This window comes from Halosimplex litoreum, assembly GCF_016065055.1.
Taxonomy (GTDB): Archaea; Halobacteriota; Halobacteria; order Halobacteriales; family Haloarculaceae; genus Halosimplex; species Halosimplex litoreum.
On the sequence record NZ_CP065856.1, the window covers coordinates 690,780 to 708,583 of the forward strand.

The 17,804-nt window shown below is 66.5% G+C and carries 14 protein-coding genes and 1 tRNA gene; 6 read left to right on the plus strand and 9 right to left on the minus strand.

What is annotated here, in order from left to right; genetic code table 11:
• Positions 1 to 2 precede the first annotated feature (2 nt).
• Complete coding sequence (locus I7X12_RS03425) at positions 3 to 821, plus strand: aldo/keto reductase (RefSeq protein WP_198062480.1); 819 nt, start codon at positions 3 to 5, stop codon at positions 819 to 821.
• A gap of 618 nt (positions 822 to 1,439) precedes the next feature.
• Here the strand turns inward: I7X12_RS03425 and I7X12_RS03430 are convergent.
• From I7X12_RS03430 to I7X12_RS03440, 3 genes are all read right to left on the minus strand, one after another.
• The gene (locus tag I7X12_RS03430) at positions 1,440 to 1,619 is read right to left on the minus strand and encodes a hypothetical protein (RefSeq protein WP_198062481.1); all 180 of its coding nucleotides are present in this window, start codon (positions 1,617 to 1,619) and stop codon (positions 1,440 to 1,442) included.
• A gap of 99 nt (positions 1,620 to 1,718) precedes the next feature.
• Positions 1,719 to 2,336 (minus strand): 30S ribosomal protein S7, encoded by a 618-nt coding sequence (locus tag I7X12_RS03435; protein WP_198062482.1) that lies wholly within the window; start codon positions 2,334 to 2,336, stop codon positions 1,719 to 1,721.
• 2 nt (positions 2,337 to 2,338) lie between these two features.
• Positions 2,339 to 2,767, minus strand: a complete 429-nt coding sequence (locus tag I7X12_RS03440; protein WP_006885266.1) for a 30S ribosomal protein S12 — start codon at positions 2,765 to 2,767, stop codon at positions 2,339 to 2,341.
• A gap of 170 nt (positions 2,768 to 2,937) precedes the next feature.
• Here I7X12_RS03440 and I7X12_RS03445 point away from each other — a divergent pair, with 170 nt between their 5' ends.
• On the plus strand, positions 2,938 to 3,765 hold the full coding sequence (locus I7X12_RS03445; RefSeq protein WP_198062483.1) for a DICT sensory domain-containing protein: 828 nt from the start codon (positions 2,938 to 2,940) through the stop codon (positions 3,763 to 3,765).
• A gap of 96 nt (positions 3,766 to 3,861) precedes the next feature.
• Positions 3,862 to 5,490 carry a glycosyltransferase family 39 protein gene (locus I7X12_RS03450; RefSeq protein ID WP_198062484.1) on the plus strand — a complete coding sequence of 543 codons (1,629 nt, stop codon included), beginning with the start codon at positions 3,862 to 3,864 and terminating at the stop codon, positions 5,488 to 5,490.
• 87 nt (positions 5,491 to 5,577) lie between these two features.
• Here I7X12_RS03450 and I7X12_RS03455 read toward each other — a convergent pair whose 3' ends face one another.
• From I7X12_RS03455 to I7X12_RS03480, 6 genes are read right to left on the minus strand one after another with little or no spacing between them, the layout of a single operon-like run.
• Positions 5,578 to 6,003, minus strand: coding sequence for a NusA-like transcription termination signal-binding factor (locus I7X12_RS03455; protein WP_198062485.1), 426 nt, complete (start codon positions 6,001 to 6,003; stop codon positions 5,578 to 5,580).
• 13 nt (positions 6,004 to 6,016) lie between these two features.
• The gene (locus tag I7X12_RS03460) at positions 6,017 to 8,698 is read right to left on the minus strand and encodes a DNA-directed RNA polymerase subunit A'' (protein WP_198062486.1); all 2,682 of its coding nucleotides are present in this window, start codon (positions 8,696 to 8,698) and stop codon (positions 6,017 to 6,019) included.
• 2 nt (positions 8,699 to 8,700) lie between these two features.
• Entirely contained in the window at positions 8,701 to 11,718 is a 3,018-nt protein-coding gene (locus I7X12_RS03465) for a DNA-directed RNA polymerase subunit A' (protein WP_198062487.1), read from the minus strand.
• Between the two features lies 1 nt (position 11,719).
• Positions 11,720 to 13,549 (minus strand): DNA-directed RNA polymerase subunit B, encoded by a 1,830-nt coding sequence (gene rpoB / locus I7X12_RS03470; RefSeq protein ID WP_198062488.1) that lies wholly within the window; start codon positions 13,547 to 13,549, stop codon positions 11,720 to 11,722.
• 1 nt (position 13,550) lies between these two features.
• The gene (locus I7X12_RS03475; RefSeq protein WP_198062489.1) at positions 13,551 to 15,116 is read right to left on the minus strand and encodes a DNA-directed RNA polymerase subunit B''; all 1,566 of its coding nucleotides are present in this window, start codon (positions 15,114 to 15,116) and stop codon (positions 13,551 to 13,553) included.
• 1 nt (position 15,117) lies between these two features.
• Positions 15,118 to 15,354, minus strand: coding sequence for a DNA-directed RNA polymerase subunit H (locus tag I7X12_RS03480; RefSeq protein WP_198062490.1), 237 nt, complete (start codon positions 15,352 to 15,354; stop codon positions 15,118 to 15,120).
• A gap of 280 nt (positions 15,355 to 15,634) precedes the next feature.
• Between I7X12_RS03480 and I7X12_RS03485 the strand changes: the two genes are divergently transcribed.
• The 3 genes from I7X12_RS03485 (at position 15,635) to I7X12_RS03495 (ending at position 17,636) form a co-directional block, all read left to right on the plus strand.
• Positions 15,635 to 15,707 (plus strand) — tRNA-Asp (locus tag I7X12_RS03485).
• 882 nt (positions 15,708 to 16,589) lie between these two features.
• Entirely contained in the window at positions 16,590 to 17,243 is a 654-nt protein-coding gene (locus I7X12_RS03490; RefSeq protein WP_198062491.1) for a hypothetical protein, read from the plus strand.
• 105 nt (positions 17,244 to 17,348) lie between these two features.
• The gene (locus tag I7X12_RS03495; RefSeq protein ID WP_198062492.1) at positions 17,349 to 17,636 is read left to right on the plus strand and encodes a winged helix-turn-helix transcriptional regulator; all 288 of its coding nucleotides are present in this window, start codon (positions 17,349 to 17,351) and stop codon (positions 17,634 to 17,636) included.
• The last annotated feature ends 168 nt before the right edge of the window (positions 17,637 to 17,804 follow it).

Sequence of the window (17,804 nt, forward strand, 5' to 3'; positions counted from 1 at the left end):
TCATGGAACACGTCACCGTCCAGGGTGCCGATATCCCCGCCGTCGGCCTCGGGACGTGGCAGCTCACCGGCGAGGAGTGCTACGAGACGGTCTCGGCCGCCCTCGAACTCGGCTACCGCCACATCGACACCGCCCAGCTCTACGAGAACGAACAGGAGGTCGGCCGCGCCCTCGCCGACTCCGACGTGGACCGCGACGACGTGTGGATCACCACCAAGGTCACGCCGGGCAACGCCCGCCGCGACGACGTCGTCGAGAGTACCGAGGAGAGCTTCGACCGCCTCGGCGTCGGCTACGTCGATCTGCTCCTGCTCCACTGGCCCAATCCCCTGGTCTCCTTCCGCGACACCGCCCGCGGCATGGCGGAGTTGCGCGACGACGGCCTGATCAGCCACGCCGGCGTCAGCAACTTCCGCCGCTGGCGACTCCGCCGCGCCCGCGAGAAATCGACCATCCCCATCCTCGCCGACCAAGTGCGCTTTCACCCCTTCTACACCCACGGGGCGCTGCGGGAGTACTGCCAGAAGGTCGATACCATGTTGACCGCCTACAGCCCGCTCGCCCACGGCGGCCTCCTCGACGACCCCGTCCTCGCCGAGATCGGCGAGCGCTACGACAAGACCCCGGTTCAGGTCGCGCTCCGCTGGGTCACCGGCTTCGAGAACGTCGCCACCATCCCCAAGACCACCTCTCGCGACCATCTCGCCCAGAACATCGAGATCTTCGACTTCGAACTCACCGACGACGAACGCGACCGGATCAGCCGTCCCTCCTATCTGAAATCCACCGGTCTGTTCCTCCGCAACGAGATGGGGATCTGAACGGAAACCGAGAGAGAACCGACTGCGGTGGCGCGCGCTGTCGCGCGTGCTCGAACTCTCGTGAGAGCCGCGCGACGTAGCCGTGCGAGGGATGAGCATCGCAGGCCGCAGGCCGAGAAGCGCAAGAGGCTGGGGAGGTTCGAGGCCATCTGCCGTGCTGTGCGGGGCGGGTGCTGTCGCGGGGCGGGTGCGGTGCGGTTCCTGGTGGACTGAAAGGGCGAGACGCGCTCGCGTCCAGTGTAGTCGTCTGAGCGACCCCTATCCGCGCGGGCTGTGTGGAGAGCGCGGATATGTCGCTCAGCGACCGCGAGCGGGTCGAGGGCTTTCATCGCCTGCTGTCGAGTGCGGTCACTGCGGCTCCTAGCGAGCGGGTCGAGGGCTTTCATCGCCCGCGGTCGAGTGCGGTCACTGCGGCTCCTAGCGAGCGGGTCGAGGGCTTTCATCGCCCGCGGTCGAGTGCGGTCACTGCGGCTCCTAGCGAGCGGGTCGAGGGCTTTCATCGCCCGCGGTCGAGTGCGGTCACTGCGGCTCCTAGCGAGCGGGTCGAGGGCTTTCATCGCCTGCTGTCGAGTGGGGTCGCTTCTCCAGCGCGCGAAAACGCTCGTCGATCACGACCGTTCACTCACTCTCGGACTCTAACTCCTCGACGCGCTCCTGCAGTTCGTCGATCTCCCGGTCCCGACGGAAGGCGCGCTTCAGGAAGACGCCGACGAGAAGCACCACGGGAACCGACAAGACGGTCGCGAACAGGAAGATAGTCAGCAACTCCGCGGAGCCGCCAGACTGGAGGGGGACCACGGCCGACGGTGCGAACGGGGACGTGTTAGCGCTTGCGCACTTCGACTCCGGGGACAGCCACGGCTCACGACCGAACGAAGACGGAAAAGCGGAGAGAGATTACCGGGCGGCGGCGGCGACGCGTTCCTTCTCCTCTTTCTGGTTGACGGCGTAGGCGGAGACGTCGTCGTTGGCGGCGGAGGCGAGCTGGTTGGCCAGCGCCTCCTCGGCGTCGGTCGGCGTCTTGAACGAGTCGTTGTAGACGCCCTCGGCGATGAACTTCAGGGCCTGGTCGACGCGGCGCTGGGGCGCGACGTCGACGGCCTTCGGGACGGAGATGCCACCATACTTCAGGCGAACGGTCTCCTCGCGGGGCGCGCTGTTCTCCACGGCGGAGACGAGGACCTGCACGGGGTTCTCGTCGGTGCGCTCGTGGACGATGTCGAAGGCGTCGCGCGTGATGCGCATGACCTTCTGCTTGTCGCCGGTGTTCTCTTCGGTCTGCATGAGACGGTTGATCAGCCGCTCGACGATGCTGATCTCCGACTTCTGGAACTGCTTGCCGGCGTGGCGACCCATCGTGTGGGCGATGGGCGTGACGGTGATGTACCGCTCGGTCGAGGGGTCGGCGTAGTCGATGTCGGTGACCTCCCACTCGCCGAAGAGCTTGGCGGGCGCGTCCTCGTCGTCTGTCCCGGCCGGGGCGTCCGGTTCGGGCGCTTCGTCGTCAGCACTCATGGTTATCGGACCGGTTTCTCCGCGTTGCCGCGAACGAGTTCGATCATCGAGACGCCGTTGACCTTCTCGACCTTGTAGTTGACACCCGAGAGGTCGCCCATCGCGCGGCCCTTCGCGCCGCCGATACCGGCGATGGTGACCTCGTCGTGCTCGTCGATAAAGGAGATGGCGCCGTCACCGGGACAGAACGCGGTGACCTGCTTCCCGTTCTTGATGAGCTGGACCCGCACGCATTTGCGGATCGCGGAGTTGGGCTGTTTCGCTTCGATACCGACCTTCTCCAGGACGATGCCACGTCCCTGCGGCGCGCCCTCGAGCGGGTCGGACTTCTGTCCGAGACCCCGCTCGCGACGCGCGTAGTCGGAGTCGGACCACCGATGCTGTTGGCGGTCCTTCTTCAGTTTGCGGGCGGCGTATTTGCCGTTCGCCATAGTGGCCGTGGGTACCCGACGGAGGTACTTAAGCGTCCTCTTTCGGCGCGTGGCCTGTGACGGTCCCACGTGACCCGTCGACACCGGTTCCATCAGTTCGGGTCGCCGGCGAAGCCGGCGACAGTCCGGACCACACCGGGTCTTATACCGCTGGGCGTTCCATGCACGGTATGTCTCGCCCGCTCGACGCGGTCATCGACGACCTCGCCGGCGAACGCCGCGAGCTCGTCGCGGTCAACGCCACCGAGGGCGCACCACTCGACGACGTGGTGGCGTATTTCGATCGGTTCAACTTCTCCGACGTGAGCCACGTCGACGACTCGGCGCTTCCCACCGGGGCGCTGTTGGCCACCGACGGCGACCGCTGTCTGGGTGCAGTCGACATCGCCGACCTCCACACGTATCTCTTCGATCCCGGCGTCGGAACCGGCCCGCCCGCCGACGCCGATGGCGGACCGCACGCGACCGACCCGTCGGACGAGGGGCCCGAGACGGGACCGCTGACAGAGACGGAAGTCACCGGTATCAGGCAGTTCCTCGCCAGACTGGACAACCGAGTGTACACGGTCACCGGCGAGACGGTGACGCCGATGGTCGGCGTCTCCCGTCACATCGAACAGCGGGCACTCGCCGCCAGCGAGGGCGCTGTCCACGCCGGGTTCCAACAGCTCTCCCGGTTGCGTGACAAGCGCCACACGCTGGACACGTACCTCACGCTCGCCGAACGGGGTGTCGACGCAAACCTCTACGGCGTGCCCGACTGGCGGCCACCGGCTGCCGACGGATTGACCGTCCACGCCGACGACGACGGCGACGTGATCGGTGAGTACTGGCTCGTCGCCGTCGACACCGACCGAGGCGGCGGCGCGCTCGTCGCACGCGAGGACGCCCCCGGCACCTACAGCGGCTTCTGGACGTTCCGCCCGTCGCTGGTCGCCGACGTGGTCGACGCGATAGAGACCGACGTGCAGCCGCGACTGCGACGGATCGGTGAGTAGCGGACCTCACCGGCGACCCACGGCGCCCCAATCGTGACCGTTCTACGACTGGTTCTTCCACCATAATTTATTACCGCCCGATAGTATGGCGGTGACATGAGTGTGACAGATACGGTGGCGTCGACACTCCCCGACGGCGTGACGGAGCGAGTGGACGACCTGGAGTCGGCCGCGCTGCTGGGTGTGGTCCTCGTGGTCGCGCTGGTGGTCCGTCTCCGCGCGCTGACGGCCGAGAGCCTCTGGATGGACGAAGTGTACTCGATCACGTACGCGACCGAGCGCTCGACGCTGGCGATACTGACGGAACTGCCCCTCGAGGACCCGCATCCGCCGCTGTACTACCTGCTGCTTCGCGGGTGGACCGCGGTCTTCGGCGCGAGCACGGTCGCGACCCGAGCGCTGTCGGTCGTCTTCGGCGTCGCGGCCGTCGGGTTGCTGTTCGCGCTCGGACGGCGCCTCTACGACCGCGAGACCGCGACCGTCGCGGCGGCGATGCTCGCGCTGTCGGGAATGCACCTCTACTTCTCCCAGGACACGCGGATGTACTCGCTGTACACCGCGCTGGCGGTCGCCTCGCTGTACTGGTACGTCCGCCTCGTGTTCGACGGCGACCGCTCGCGACGAACCGCCGCCGGCTACGTCGCGACGACGGTGTTGCTCGGCTACACGCACGTCTTCGGCCTGTTCCTGGTTCTCGCCCAGAACTGCTATCTGGCGATACACGCCCTCCGAGTCGAGCGGTCGCAGGCGGTCGAACTCCTCCGGAACTGGGTCGGGACCCAGGCCGTGACGGCGCTGCTGCTCGGCCCGTTTCTGGCCGTGCTCGGGATGCGGCTGCTGGGCTATCCGCCGTTCGACACCGCCTCGCCCACCTGGATCCCCGTTCCCGAGCCGGGGCTGCTCGTCGACACCGTCGCCCGCTACTTCGAGTACGGCTGGCTGTGGGACTCGTGGGCGATAGGGTTCATCGCCGCCTCGCTCGCGCTCGCCGGCTGGGCACTGGTCAGCGATACCGACCCCGACGAGTTCCCGACCGGACGACTCGACCGACTGCTCCCGTCGCGGCGGACGACGTTCCTGCTGGTCGTCCTCGTCGTCCCGGTCGTGGTCCCGTTCGCCGTCTCGCTGACGGTCGAACCGATCTACCGGGCGAAGTACACCGCCGCGGCGTCGATCGGACTGTTCCTCCTCGTCGCCCGCGGGATCGCCGAACTCCGCTGGACGAACCTCGGCGTCGGCCGTTTCGCCGTCGCGGGGCTGCTCCTGCTGGCGATGGCCGGCTCCGTCGTCGCGCTCCAGGGCTCGCCACAGAACCCCCAGTGGGAGGACGCGGTCGAGGGCGTCGAGCGACACGGCGACGACCCGCACATCGTCGTCGTCGGCGGGAACGTGCCCGAGCGGTTCTACCCCGCCGTCCACGTCGCCGGCGAGGAGTCGGCTACCGCCGTCCAGACGAGTGAGCTCGACACCATCGGGGACGTCGTCGCGGAACGGCACGCACGGGGCGACCAGGTCTGGCTGCTGATCTCGCGGTGGCGGACGAACCGCTCTCAGCGCCGCGTCATCGGCGACCAGCTCGGTGACCGGGAGTTCCGAACCGACGGGCGACTCGAATACTTCGCTGTCTGGACGCTCCGGATCGGCAACGCCACAGACAGCGAGACGACTGCCGGGAGCCGGCAACCGGCTACCGTCCGGACGGACGGCGCCGTCCGAAACGGGTGACGTCCTGTCGTCGAAACGCGAGCCAGATAAGTCGGAGATCGCCAGCCGAAAGTCCGAAACGAGAAGTCGAAGTCTGGTCCGACCGCCCTACGTCAGTTCGATCTCGTCGACGTCGAAGTGGCGGGCGGCGAGTTCACGGGCGGCGTCGATGTTGCGGCCGCCTTTGCCGATAGCGGCGCCGCGGTCCTCGTCGGCCACCTCGGCGTAGGCGACGGTGGAGTCGTTCTCGCTGATGGTGACGTTGTACACCGCCGCTGGCGACAGGGCGCTGGCGACGAAGTCCTCCGCCGTCGGCGCGTCCTCGACGAGCTTGATCTCCCGGTCGAGCTGCCCTTCGAGCGACTGGACGTGCTGGCCGCCCGGGCCGATGGCCTCGCCCATCTCGCCGGCGGCGACGAGGAAGACCAGCCGGTCGTACTCCTCGTCGACGACGCAGTCCCGGGCCGTCGCACCGGTCTCGTCCTCGAACAGCGTGATCAGCCGCATCGCCTCGTCCGAGAGAGTGACGGTCATGCGTATCGCACCGTCAGTCTGCCTCTTCGGCGCCGTCGCCCCGGCCCGGCGCCATCCGGAGGTCAACGTCGCCGGTGCCCAGCTTGATCGGCTTGCCGACGATGACGTTCTCGGTCACGCCGTTGAGGTCGTCGACCTCGCCGTGGATGGCGGCGTCGAGCAGGTGGTTGACCGTCACCTCGAACGCCGCACGCGCCAGGACGGACTCCTTGTTGCCCGAGATGCCGTGGCGACCGATCGACTCGATGCTCCCGCGGTTGGTCATGATGTCGGCGACGAGCATCAGGTGACGGATGTTCACGTCGTCGAGCCCCTGCTCTTCGAGCGTGTTCATCGTCTCGTTGATGATCGCTTCCCGGGCGGCCTCGATACCGAGCTGGCGGTGGATCTCGTGGATATTGTTACACGTCGTCCGCGAGGCGTCCACCCCGTCGAGCCCGAGCACGTCGCCCAGGGCCGACCCCTCGGTGTAGAGGACGAACTCCTCGCCCTCGTCGGTCTCCTCTTTCCGGATGACGACCCGGGAGACCTCTTCGATCCCCTTGAAGACGATGTCGCGCAGCTCCTCGACCAGCTGCAGCAGGTCGCGGTAGCTGGGCTCGTCCGGACCGAACTGGACCACCGTCGGCGCCGGCGTCTGCACCTCGACGCCCAGCTTCGACTCGATGGTCGAGGCGATGTCGGTGACGACCGATTCGAGGTTGTCGGCGGTCGGCCACCGCTCCTCGAGGGTGTCCTCGTTGAGGTCGACCTGGACGAGCATGTCGGCGACGTTCGTCGACACGTCCCCCAGCTGGAGGATCTTCGTCGACTCGATCCCCCAGACGACCTCGTGCGCGCGTTCGCGCTGCTCGGCGTACTCGTCCTCCAGATGGATCGTCATCATCGGAGTGTCGGGCTCCTTCCGGGCGTCCACCAGCTCGATGAGCCGGGGCAGCCCCTGGGTCACGTCGATCTCCGCGACCCCCGCGTAGTGGAAGGTGTTCATCGTGTTGTGGGTCACGACGCCCTGTGCGGTCGTGAACGTCTCCAGCCCCGACACCGAGAAGTCGTAGACGTACTCGTGGTCCGGTTCGACGGTCTCGATTGACTCGATCCGTTCCCAGACCACGTCGCCGTCGACCGCGCGTTCGAGCGCGGCCAGGTCGCCCGACTCGTCGTCGAGTTCCGCGTCCATCTCGGCCACGAGCTTCGAGAGGCGGTTGCGCCCGATACGCTGGCGCTGGTGGGCGCTGTTGACCTGTCGCGACGGGATACCGGCGTCCGAAGCGGCCTCGACGAGCGAATCGCCGAAATTGGGGATCTGATCCGTCGCGTCCGGACCGTCGGTGTCGACCGTCTCTGCGACCGCGTCGAGTTCGTCGCCGCGCTCGCCGACCATTTCGACCCGCTCCGCGAACGCAGGTACGTACTTGGTCGGGATCCGAAGCGTCGTCGACTCGTCCTGCTCGCCGAAGGTCGCGTACACGTCGAACCGACCGAGCAGGAGTGCGACGCCTTCGGTCAGGTGCCGCGAGGTCGAACTCGCTCGGACGGCGTTCTCGGAGACGTTTCCGTCGCCGCTGAAGTACCCCGAGAGCAGTCCTCGGACGAACGAGCGCGGCGCCCCGAACGCGAAGTCGGGAACGGTCTTCTCGCCGTTGTCGTAGCAAGCCGCGTGCAGGAAGTCAGCGAGAACCTTGCCGTTGACGCGGATATCGTGGCCGTCAGCGAACCCGCTCTCGTTGTCGTACTCGTTGGTCGAGAGGTCGAACCGGTCGGCGAACGACCGGACACGCTCCTGGAACGTCTCGTCGACGTTCGACACGGAGACGTAGTAGTCGGTACCGTTCCCCTCCGCGAGGAAGGCACCGACGAAGAAGCCGGTCTCCCGGTCGAGCGGGAACCGCTCCGGCAGACCGGTCGTTCCCTGAACGGGGTAGACCGCGTTCTCGTCCAGCTCCCCGTCTTCGAGCGCGGCGCGCTTGTTGCGGATCTGGTCGGATCCTCCGGGTTGCTCGGCGACCGCTCCGCCGTCGGTCAGCGTCGACGTGTACCAGTACTCGTCCCCAGGGAGGTGTTCGCGAAGATCGACGGTGTCCGGTCCGTCGCCGTCGTACGAGCGGACGACCGGCAGCCAATCGCCCGCTTCGAGTTCGTCGCCCGCGACGGGGACGACTTCGTTGTCCCGCCGGGTCACGAACGAGTGGGACTTCGTCGCCCGGATGTCGCGACCGGATTCCAGGTCGAACCGAAGCAGTTCGTCTGGTGCGTCGTGGCGGCTCACCTGCTCCAGCGGCTTCCATTCGACGCGTTCGTCGGCGCGGAGCGAGAGCACTTCCATGCCCTCGGGTGCCGAGATGACCTCGTGGCCCTCCACGTCTGTCGTCTCACGGACTGCCGCGAGGCCGTCGACGAGCGACCCGATCTCCGTCACGTCGGTCTCGCCGCTGCGCCGGACGACGACTCGTTCGTCGTACGGCACGGACATCTGCGTCCCCGGTTCCCCGATGGACTGGGCGCTGACAGTCCCGACGGGGTCGAGCGGGTCGACGCGCGTGTCGACGTACTTGCTCTCGACCGCCTTCGCGATGTCGTCGACCTGTTCGAGCGTCAGGTCACCGCGGGATTCGAGCCGCTCGTAGACGTCGTCTTTCAGTCGGCGCGGCAGCTCGGTGTCCTCGACCAGGGCCCGCACGTCCTCGGTGATCTCCATGGTCAGTCACCTCCGGCCGCTTCCATCCACCAGTCGTCGGCGTGCTCGGAGATGTTCGTCGGCTCCGGCTCGCGCTCGATGAACTTCGCCTTGTCCGCCTCGGAGTCGAACTCCGCGTCGACCACGCGGTCGACGATGTCGTCCACGTCGACGGCCGGCCCCTCCTCGTTCGAGGAGACCTCGACCGGCGAGGTGCCGTCCTCGCCGAACTCGAACTGGACGATGGTGTCGCTGGTGTCCCGGACCGTCCCGTCGTACTGGGTTTCGAGTTCCGAGAGCGCGTTGATGAGCCGGCGCTGGAGGTAGCCGGACTTGGACGTCCGGACCGCCGTGTCGACCAGCCCCTCACGGCCGCCCATCGCGTGGAAGAAGAACTCCCGCGGTTCGAGCCCGCTGCGGTAGGAGTGCTCCACGAAGCCGTGGGCCTCGGCGGAGAGGTCGTTTGGCTTGTAGTGGGACAGCGTTCGGTCCTCGTAGCCGCGGTTGATCCGCTCGCCGCGAACTGCCTGCTGGCCGACACAGCCGGCCATCTGCGTGAGGTTCAGCATCGACCCACGCGCCCCCGAGTCGGCCATGACGACCGCCGGGTTCGCGTCGCCGAAGTGATCCTCGGCGATGTCCCCCGCGGTGTCGCGGGCCTTCGAGAGCGTCGACATGATCTTCATCTCCAGCGTCTCGTCGACGGACCGACCGGGCAGCGACTCCAGCTCGCCCGCCTCGTAGGTCTCGATGAGCTTCTGGACGCGGCTGTAGGCGTCGTCGATGGCCTCGTCGATCTGCCCCTCGGCTTCGGCCGGGATCGACTCGTCGTCGATACTGATGGAGAAGCCAAAGTGCATGATCGACCGCATCGCCAGCGTCGACACCTCGTTGACGAAGATGCGCGCGCGGGTCTTCGAGTACTCCTTGGCGATGGTGTCGACGACCTCGCCGCCGAAGCCGCCGACCGCGTCCTCGTCGATGGTCCCCGAGAGGTGCTGACCGTTCTCGATGACGACCTCGTCGCCCGCCGAAGCGGTGAACTCGACGCTCAGGTCGTCGGGCAGCAGCTCCGAGAACAGCGTCCGACCCGTCCAGTACTCCGCACCGCTATCGTCGACGCCGTCGGCCTCGGGCAGCTCGTCGATGCGCGTCGCGCGCAGCAGGTCCAGCGCCTGCGTCTCGTTGAACTGCGGGTTCGTGTGGGTCAGCAGGTACGTGCCCGTGATGTGGTCCTGAATGGCGCCGATGATGTTCTCGCCGAAGCGCGGCGAGAGCATCTGCTCTTGCACGCGCATGAGGACCCGGGCCTCCGCGCGGGCCTCCTCGTTCTGCAGTGCGTGCATGTTCATCTCGTCGCCGTCGAAGTCGGCGTTGTACGGCGGGCAAACCGTCGTGTTCAGCCGGAACGTTTTGTACGGCATCACCACGACCTCGTGGGCCATGATGGACATCCGGTGCAGCGACGGCTGGCGGTTGAAGATCACGATGTCGCCGTCGATGAGGTGACGGGAGACTTCCCAGCCAGGCTCGACCTTCTCGGCGAGCTCTTCGCAGTTCTTCTCGGTGACCTTCAGGCGACGACCGTCGTGGCGGCGGACGTAGTTGGCGCCCGGATGGGCCTCGGGCCCGTTGGACACGTAGCGCTGGGCCTCTTCGAGGTTGCGCTCGTTGACGTTCATCGTCTGGGTCATCTCCGTCGCCACGCGGTCGGGGACGCCGACCTCGTTCAACGACAGCGTCGGGTCCGGCGAGATGACGGTCCGCGCGGAGAAGTTCACGCGCTTCCCCGAGAGGCTCCCGCGGAAGCGTCCCTCCTTGCCCTTCAGGCGCTGGGAGAGCGTCTTCAGCGGCCGACCGGAGCGGTGTCGCGCCGGCGGCGTGCCCGAGATCTCGTTGTCCATGAACGTGGTGACGTGGTACTGCAGTAGCTCCCAGAGGTCCTCGATGATCAGCTGAGGGGCACCGGCCTCGCGGTTCTCCATGAACCGCTGGTTGATGCGGATGATGTCGACCAGCTTGTGAGTGAGGTCGTCCTCCGACCGCTGGCCGTTGTCCAGCGTGATAGAGGGACGAGCGGTGACCGGCGGGACCGGCAGCACCGTCAGGATCATCCACTCCGGTCGGGAGCGCTCGGGGTTGATCCCCAGGGCCTCGATGTCCTCGTCGGGGATCTCCTCGAACCAGTCGCGGATGTCCGAGGGCATCAGCTTGTCCATGTCCTCCTCGACGAGGTACTCCGCGGCGGAACTGACGTCCTCCTCGAGTTCGTCGAGGTCGTTGAGCCGACCGAGCGCGCGCCCGAGGTTCTTCAGGCGCTCGATGTCGTTGCGGTCCGGGCGATACGTGCCCGAGAGCAACTCGCGGATGCGCTCGGCCTCGAAGTCGCCGTCGTCGAGTTCCTCGGCGATGTCGCTGGGCCGGACGGCCTCGCCCTCTGGCGGGTCCATCGCGCGTTCGAGGCGCTTGGACAGCTCGCCGTGGGGCACCTCGATGATCTCGTAGTAAGTGGTCGGCTTCTCGTGTTTGATGTCGAACTGCTTTGCCCCGCAGTACGGGCAGTAGTCGACCTTGCGGCACTCGCGGATGGCCGACTTGAGCACGTCCGACATGTCCTCGTTGAGTTCCGCGGTGCGTTCGAGCTTCTCGCGGTACTCCCGTTTTCGCTCCTCGGCCTTCTGCTCGGCGTCGGCGACGCGGCGGCCGTCGACGGGCGTCAGCCGTGAGCACTCGCGGCAAGTCCCGCGCAGCAGGCGTCGGATGAGCTTCGCGAAGCCGACGTGGATGACCGGCGCGGCCAGCTCGATGTGGCCGAAGTGGCCGTTACAGGACCCGGAGTGCTTGCCGCAGGTCTTGCACTCCAGCCCGGGGTCGATGACGCCCAGGCGGGGGTCCATCAGGCCCATGTCGATGGGGAAGCCGTCGTCGTCGTAGGTGTCGGCCGTGATGACCTTCGTGGCCGACATCTCGCGGTACTCCTCGGGGTCCATCAGCCCGAAGCTGATCTGACCGATCTCCTGTGGTGTTCCTTGTGCAGACATCTTAGACCGCGTCCTCCAGTTCGATGCGCGGCGCGATGCCGAGCGCCTTCATCTCGTCGAGCAGGAGCTTGAACGCGTAGCTCATCTCGACCTCGTGAATCTCGGTCTCCTCGTCGCAGTTGGGGCAGTAGACGCGCCGTTGCTCGACGTTCTCGACCGCCGTCATCCCGCACTCGCCACAGACGTTGATGAACTCGCGGTCGGACTCGTCGAGCAGGCGTTCTTTCAGTGCCATCGCTGCGCCGTGGCCGATGAGCACGTCCCGTTCCATCTCGCCGACGCGCAGGCCGCCCTCGCGGGCGCGCCCCTCGGTCGGCTGGCGGGTCAGGACCTGCACCGGCCCGCGCGAGCGAGCGTGGATCTTGTTCGAGACCATGTGGTAGAGCTTCTGATAGAAGATGGTCCCGAGGAAGATCTCCGCCTCGATCTTCTCGCCCGTGATGCCCGAGTACATGATCTCCTTGCCGCTGGACATGAACCCGTGCTCTTCCAGCGAGCCGCGGAGCTCGTCCTCGTCCTCGCCGGTGAAGGCGGTGCCGTCGACACGACGGCCTTCCAGCGAACCGACCTTCCCGCCGATCATCTCGAGGATGTGCCCGACGGTCATCCGCGACGGCAGCGCGTGCGGATTGATGATCAGGTCCGGCACGACGCCCTGCTCGGTGAAAGGCATGTCCTCCTGAGGTGCGATGTGACCGACGACACCTTTCTGACCGTGCCGAGAGGCGAACTTGTCCCCGAGTTCGGGGATACGCTCGTCGCGCACGGAGACCTTCGAGAGCTTGGAGCCGTCCTCGCCCTCCATCAGGGTGACCGTGTCGACGACGCCCGATTCACCGGACCGCATCGTCACGGAGGTCTCGCGGCGTTTCTGCGGGGAGAGCCCGCCCATGTCGTCCGGCTCTTCGAGGAACCGCGGCGGCGAAGTCTTCCCGAGCAGCACGTCGTTCTCGCCGACGTGGGTCTCGGGGTTGACCAGACCGTCCTCGTCGAGGTGGGTGTAGGCTTCCTCGCCGCGAGCGCCTCGGACCTCGTCGTCGGGGATCTCGAAGTGGTCCTCCTGACCGCCGGGGTAGCGGCGTTCCTCGCCCTCGTAGGTTCGGAAGAAGTGCGACCGGGAGAGGCCACGGTCGACCGACCCCTTGTTCATGACCAGCGCGTCCTCGATGTTGAACCCCTCGTAGGACATGACCGCGACGACGAAGTTCTGCGCGGCCGGGCGGTCGTCGTACCCGATCTGCTCGGTCGTCTGGGTCTTGACCAGCGAGAGCTGGGGGTAGTGCAGGAGGTGCTGGCGCGTGTCCGGGCGGATCCGGTAGTTCGCGCTCGGCAGCCCCAGCGACTGCTTGATCATCCCCGACCCCATCGTAATCCGGGGCGAGGCGTTGTGCTCGGGGTAAGGGATCATCCCCGCGCCGATACCGAACATCAGCTGCGGGTCGACTTCGAGGTGCGTGTGGTCCTCGTTGAGTTCCTCCTCGTCGACGGCGACGTAGATGTCCTCTTCCTCCTCGGCGTCGATGAACTCGATGTAGCCGCGTTCGACGAGCTCCTCGAACTCCATGTCGCCGTCCTTGACGGCCTCGACCTCCTCGTCGGAGACGATCGGCTCGCCGTCCTCGATGACGAGCAGCGGGCGCCGGGCGCGACCGGCGTCGGCGTTGACGATGACCTCGCGCGTGCGGTTCTTGACCGAGACGTTGACCATCTCGCTCACGTCGCCGCGCCGGCGGGCCTGTCGGATCTGGTCTGCGAGCTGATGCGGGTCGGGGTGGGTCCCGACCAGGCTCCCGTTGACGTAGACTTTGGCTTCTCGTGTTTGCTGGCTCATGTTAGTCGTCCGCTGGCTGCTGGTCGATGGACTCGATGCCCGGGATGCCCGAGACGCCCATCGCCGCCAGTTCCTGTTTCAGTCCCTGTTCGTCCTCGACGTTCTGGGAGAGCTCCATCGCCTGTGCGAAGTTCTTCACCAGACCGCAGTTCGGTCCCTCCGGCGTCTCCGAGGGACAGATGCGACCCCACTGGGTCGCGTGCAGGTCCCGCGCCTCGAAGTGTGGCTGCGAACGACTGAGCGGCGAGCGCAGCCGACGCAGGTGAGAGAGAACGCCCATGTAGTCCGTCCGGTCGACGAGCTGGCTCACACCGGAGCGGCCGCCGACCCAGTTGCCCGTCGCGATCGGGTGCTCCAGCCGTTCGGTCAGCACGTCCGAGCGAACGACGGTCGACACGGAGAGCTGCCGATTGCGCATGTTCGCGCGTTCGAGCTGGTACTTCACGTCCCGGGCGAGCTTGTTCAGCGCCGTCCGGAAGAGGTCCTTCATGAGGTCGCCGCTGACCTTCAGGCGCTTGTTGGCGTAGTGGTCCTTGTCGTCGGCCTCGCGGCGGTCGAGGGCGAGCTCGAAACACGCCTCGGCCATCCGACAGAGGTAGTACGCCTTGTTGATGCGCACGTCCTCCTCCTCGACGCCGTCCTCGTGGAGGTGCGGGAGGAGATAGCGGTCGATGACGTAGTTGGCCCGCTTGAGCTGGTAGTTCTTGCCTTGGCCGGAGGCGACGCGCTTGCCGAGTTCCTCGATGGCGCCCTCGGTCGACTGGACCTCGGCGGCCTCGAGGTTCTCGAGCATGAACTTCACGATCTCCGGGTCCTCGGAGACGCGGTGGACGATCTCCTCGTCGGATTCGAGCCCGAGCGCCCTGATGAGTGTCACGAAGTTGATGCTCCCCGACACCGAGGGGAACGAGACTTCGAGCAACCCGTCTCGGGTCCGCTCGACGAGCACCAGCGCGCGGTAGCCCCGGCGCTGGGAGAAGGTCTTGGCGACCTCGATGGTGTCGCCGTACTTCGTGTCCGTCTCGGCGAGGATCTTGTTCGGCGCGAGGTCCTCGCTCGTCATCAGCACCCGCTCGGAGCCGTTGACGATGAAGTAGCCGCCGGGGTCGGCGGGGTCCTCGCCGATGTCGATGAGCTCCTCGCGCGTGAACCCGGCGATGTTACACTTGTCGGAGCCGACCATGACCGGCATGCGGCCGATCTTGGTCTCGGTCTGGTCGACGACGCGTTCCTCTTCTTCCTCGCCGCCCTTGATGATCGCCATCTCCATGAAGACGGGCGCGGCGTAGGTGATGTTGCGCAGGCGCGCCTCCTGGGGGTAGAGGAGCTCTTCGGAGCCGTCCGCCTCTCGAACGCGGGGGGTGACCACCCGAACGTCCCCGAGTTCTACGTAGACGGGCTCCTCGCCCTCCTTGTCGCCGATGTCCGTCTCGATGGTCGCCTTCTCGTCGACGACCTCCTGCATCCCCCGGTTGAGGAACGCGTTGAACGAGCGGAAGTGGTGTTCTGCGAGCCGTTCCCTCGAGAAATACTCACGCGATATCTCGCGTCTGTCCTGAATGTTCATGTTATTCTACGACGAGTCGGTATACGACTGCCCGGTCGGTCGTCCGCGAGTCCCGCGTGACCTGAACCACGTCGCCGGCCTCGACGTCCGCATCGAGGTCGCGCATCGCGGGATCGGTCCGCTTGATCTTCGGCAGGTCTGTTTTCTTGATGTTGTACTCCTCGAGCACGCCCTCGATGTCGTCGCTATCGAGGACCGTGTGGTCGGGAACGAGTTCGTGTTGGCTTACGTCTACCATGTGTTGGCCTGTCTGGGAGAAGTTGCTGTCACGAGATACTACAGGCGCCTATAACCGCGAGCTATAAAACGCTTACCAAGTTCGCCGAGCGGGGCTACTCGCACCGCGAGCGGCCGCCGTGAGACCGCGACGTGTTCGGTTCGTGCCCAGGGATACGCGGAAGTCCCTGATAGGTGTTGGGGTACGGGAGGTATTGGCACGGTCGAGACGGCCCGATCGGCCGATGGCGCCGTCGTAACTGGAAAGCCTTTTCCGTGTAACCCTCGCAGGTGTGGATGTAGCCCGGGTGGTGTAGTGGCCCATCATACGACCCTGTCACGGTCGTGACGCGGGTTCAAATCCCGCCTCGGGCGCTTTCTGTCGCGAACAACTCGGCGAGCACCTCGTGTGCTCGCCATCGTGAGCGACGAAACGGCCTCACGCGGGATTTGAACCCTATCAGTCGCGCGCAGCGAACGGAGTGAGCGAGCACGTCTGATTCCGGTTCAAATCCCGCCTCGGGCGCTTCTTCGATTTCAACGGCGCGGAGTTTCATCTCCGCGGCTCTCACGAAATCGAAGTGCGATCTCCGGGATTTGAACCCTATCAGTCGCGCGCAGCGAACGGAGTGAGCGAGCACGTCTGATTCCGGTCCAAATCCCGCCTCCGATCATACTTATTCTCGCTGGTCAGTGGCAGCAATCGACAGCAAGCGATGAAAGCCCTCGCCGCGCTCGCTCACGGCTCACTTCGTTCGCCGTTCGCATGTCGAGGCGCTCGCTTCGTTCGCGCCTCGCACTCGCGGTCGCTGAAGCGGGATATCCGTGCTCTCAGCACCGCCCGCGCGGATAGGGTCCGCTCGGGCGACTGAAGTGAACGCGAGCGCGTCTCGCCCGTTCAGTCCGCCGGAAGACTCACTACGTTCGTCTTCCGAGCCTCGGCTCACTCCGTTCGCCGAGACGCCAGGGACCGCGACCGTCCCGCACAGCACCGCAGACGACCACGAACCTCCCCAGCCGATTCGCTCGTTCGTTCCACTCACTCCCGCATCCCTCGCGTGGTGTCGTCGCGAGACGAGACTCGCGACAGCGCGTGCCGATTCGGAGGGGTCCCGTCGGAGGCACTCACCGCGGTGGTGGCAGGCGGCACTCTCACGGTGGCGGTGTTCGTGGCGCTGCACGTGGCGTCTCGGAGAGCCGTCGAGGGCTGGTGAGCGGGTCCGCCAGAGCGATATGGTTGGCTGTGAATGGGCTGGTATGGACGAGATCGACAGTCAGGCCATGCCACGGGTCCTCGTCGAGGAGTTCCTCGAACGCGAGGAGGGGACACGAGCGTTGCTCGACGACCTGGAGCGGGAGACGCTGGAGGGCGACCACGAGACCGTCCGCGAGCGCATCCGGGACCTGGCGGCGAACAACCAGCACGTCTTCTACGCGGTCGCGCTGTCGCTGTCGGGATCCAAGCAGTTCTACGGCGACGTGGAGGCCCAACTCGGCGTCGAGGCCGCCGACGTGCTCCGCGACCTCGGGGACACCTACCCGGCGCTGGCCGAACCGTTCGGCGTCGTCCGCACCGAGCAGACCCGCGAGCGGCGCAACCCGGTGACGGAACTGGAGGCGACGACGACCTACCACGGGGAGGCGGAGGTCCCGGTGGTGAGCTACACGCCGAAATCGGGCGCGGTGGACCTGTTCGATGGCCAGGGCTCGCCCGAGGAGGTGCTACAGTTCGCCTCGTATCTCGTCCAGGCGACGACGGACTCGCTCGACAGCGCGCTGGACCACGACTACTCGGTCAACACCGAGGAACTGGGGGCGCTCATCGACCGCCAGGAGGAGTTAGAGAGCGAACTCGGTCGGCTGCGCGACCAGATCGACGAGCTCCGGCGGACGCCGGTCGGCGACGAGTGAGCCCGTCGGTGCCGGTCCCGACCGGGTGACCCGCGCGTGCGTCACGTCGGATTGGGCACCTGCGACATTTATTACGGACGGGGGGAATAGACCCGGTGGGCTTTCATGGTGGAACGACTGACCAAACAGGTCGAGAAGGAGGAACGGGACCTGCGGATTCTGGAAGCGGTGATCGAGTCGGGACCGATCGGGATCGTCCGGCTGGCCGAGGAGACGGACGTGCCCGAGCACAAAGTGCGCTACTCGTTACGGATGCTAGAGGACGACGAGCTGGTCGAACCGACGCCCAACGGGGCGATTCCGGCCGACGGGCTCGACGACCGGGTCGCCCGGATGAACGACGGCATCGACGACCTGATCGCGCGACTCGAAGCCCTCGAAGACGTCTTCTGACGCGAGCGCTGGAGTCATCGACGGGACCGAGCGGCGGTGGGACTGCGGGCGGGGCGGTTACGGACGTCGCTGTCGCGGGCCCGACGACCGCGAGCGTGTCGTGTGGCTGGTCGGAGAGGAGTCGTTCGGACCGGCCGAGTCTCGGCGAACTCCAGTAGGTCGCGACTA

Bases quoted from the DNA above. Each gene is read 5' to 3' on its own strand.
- I7X12_RS03425 (WP_198062480.1), top strand. From the start codon at position 3: ATGGAACACGTCACCGTCCAGGGTGCCGATATCCCCGCCGTCGGCCTC.
- I7X12_RS03435 (WP_198062482.1), bottom strand. From the start codon at position 2,336: ATGAGTGCTGACGACGAAGCGCCCGAACCGGACGCCCCGGCCGGGACA.
- I7X12_RS03440 (WP_006885266.1), bottom strand. From the start codon at position 2,767: ATGGCGAACGGCAAATACGCCGCCCGCAAACTGAAGAAGGACCGCCAA.
- I7X12_RS03445 (WP_198062483.1), top strand. From the start codon at position 2,938: ATGTCTCGCCCGCTCGACGCGGTCATCGACGACCTCGCCGGCGAACGC.
- I7X12_RS03450 (WP_198062484.1), top strand. From the start codon at position 3,862: ATGAGTGTGACAGATACGGTGGCGTCGACACTCCCCGACGGCGTGACG.
- I7X12_RS03455 (WP_198062485.1), bottom strand. From the start codon at position 6,003: ATGACCGTCACTCTCTCGGACGAGGCGATGCGGCTGATCACGCTGTTC.
- I7X12_RS03460 (WP_198062486.1), bottom strand. From the start codon at position 8,698: ATGGAGATCACCGAGGACGTGCGGGCCCTGGTCGAGGACACCGAGCTG.
- I7X12_RS03465 (WP_198062487.1), bottom strand. From the start codon at position 11,718: ATGTCTGCACAAGGAACACCACAGGAGATCGGTCAGATCAGCTTCGGG.
- rpoB (WP_198062488.1), bottom strand. From the start codon at position 13,549: ATGAGCCAGCAAACACGAGAAGCCAAAGTCTACGTCAACGGGAGCCTG.
- I7X12_RS03475 (WP_198062489.1), bottom strand. From the start codon at position 15,116: ATGAACATTCAGGACAGACGCGAGATATCGCGTGAGTATTTCTCGAGG.
- I7X12_RS03480 (WP_198062490.1), bottom strand. From the start codon at position 15,354: ATGGTAGACGTAAGCCAACACGAACTCGTTCCCGACCACACGGTCCTC.
- I7X12_RS03490 (WP_198062491.1), top strand. From the start codon at position 16,590: ATGGACGAGATCGACAGTCAGGCCATGCCACGGGTCCTCGTCGAGGAG.
- I7X12_RS03495 (WP_198062492.1), top strand. From the start codon at position 17,349: ATGGTGGAACGACTGACCAAACAGGTCGAGAAGGAGGAACGGGACCTG.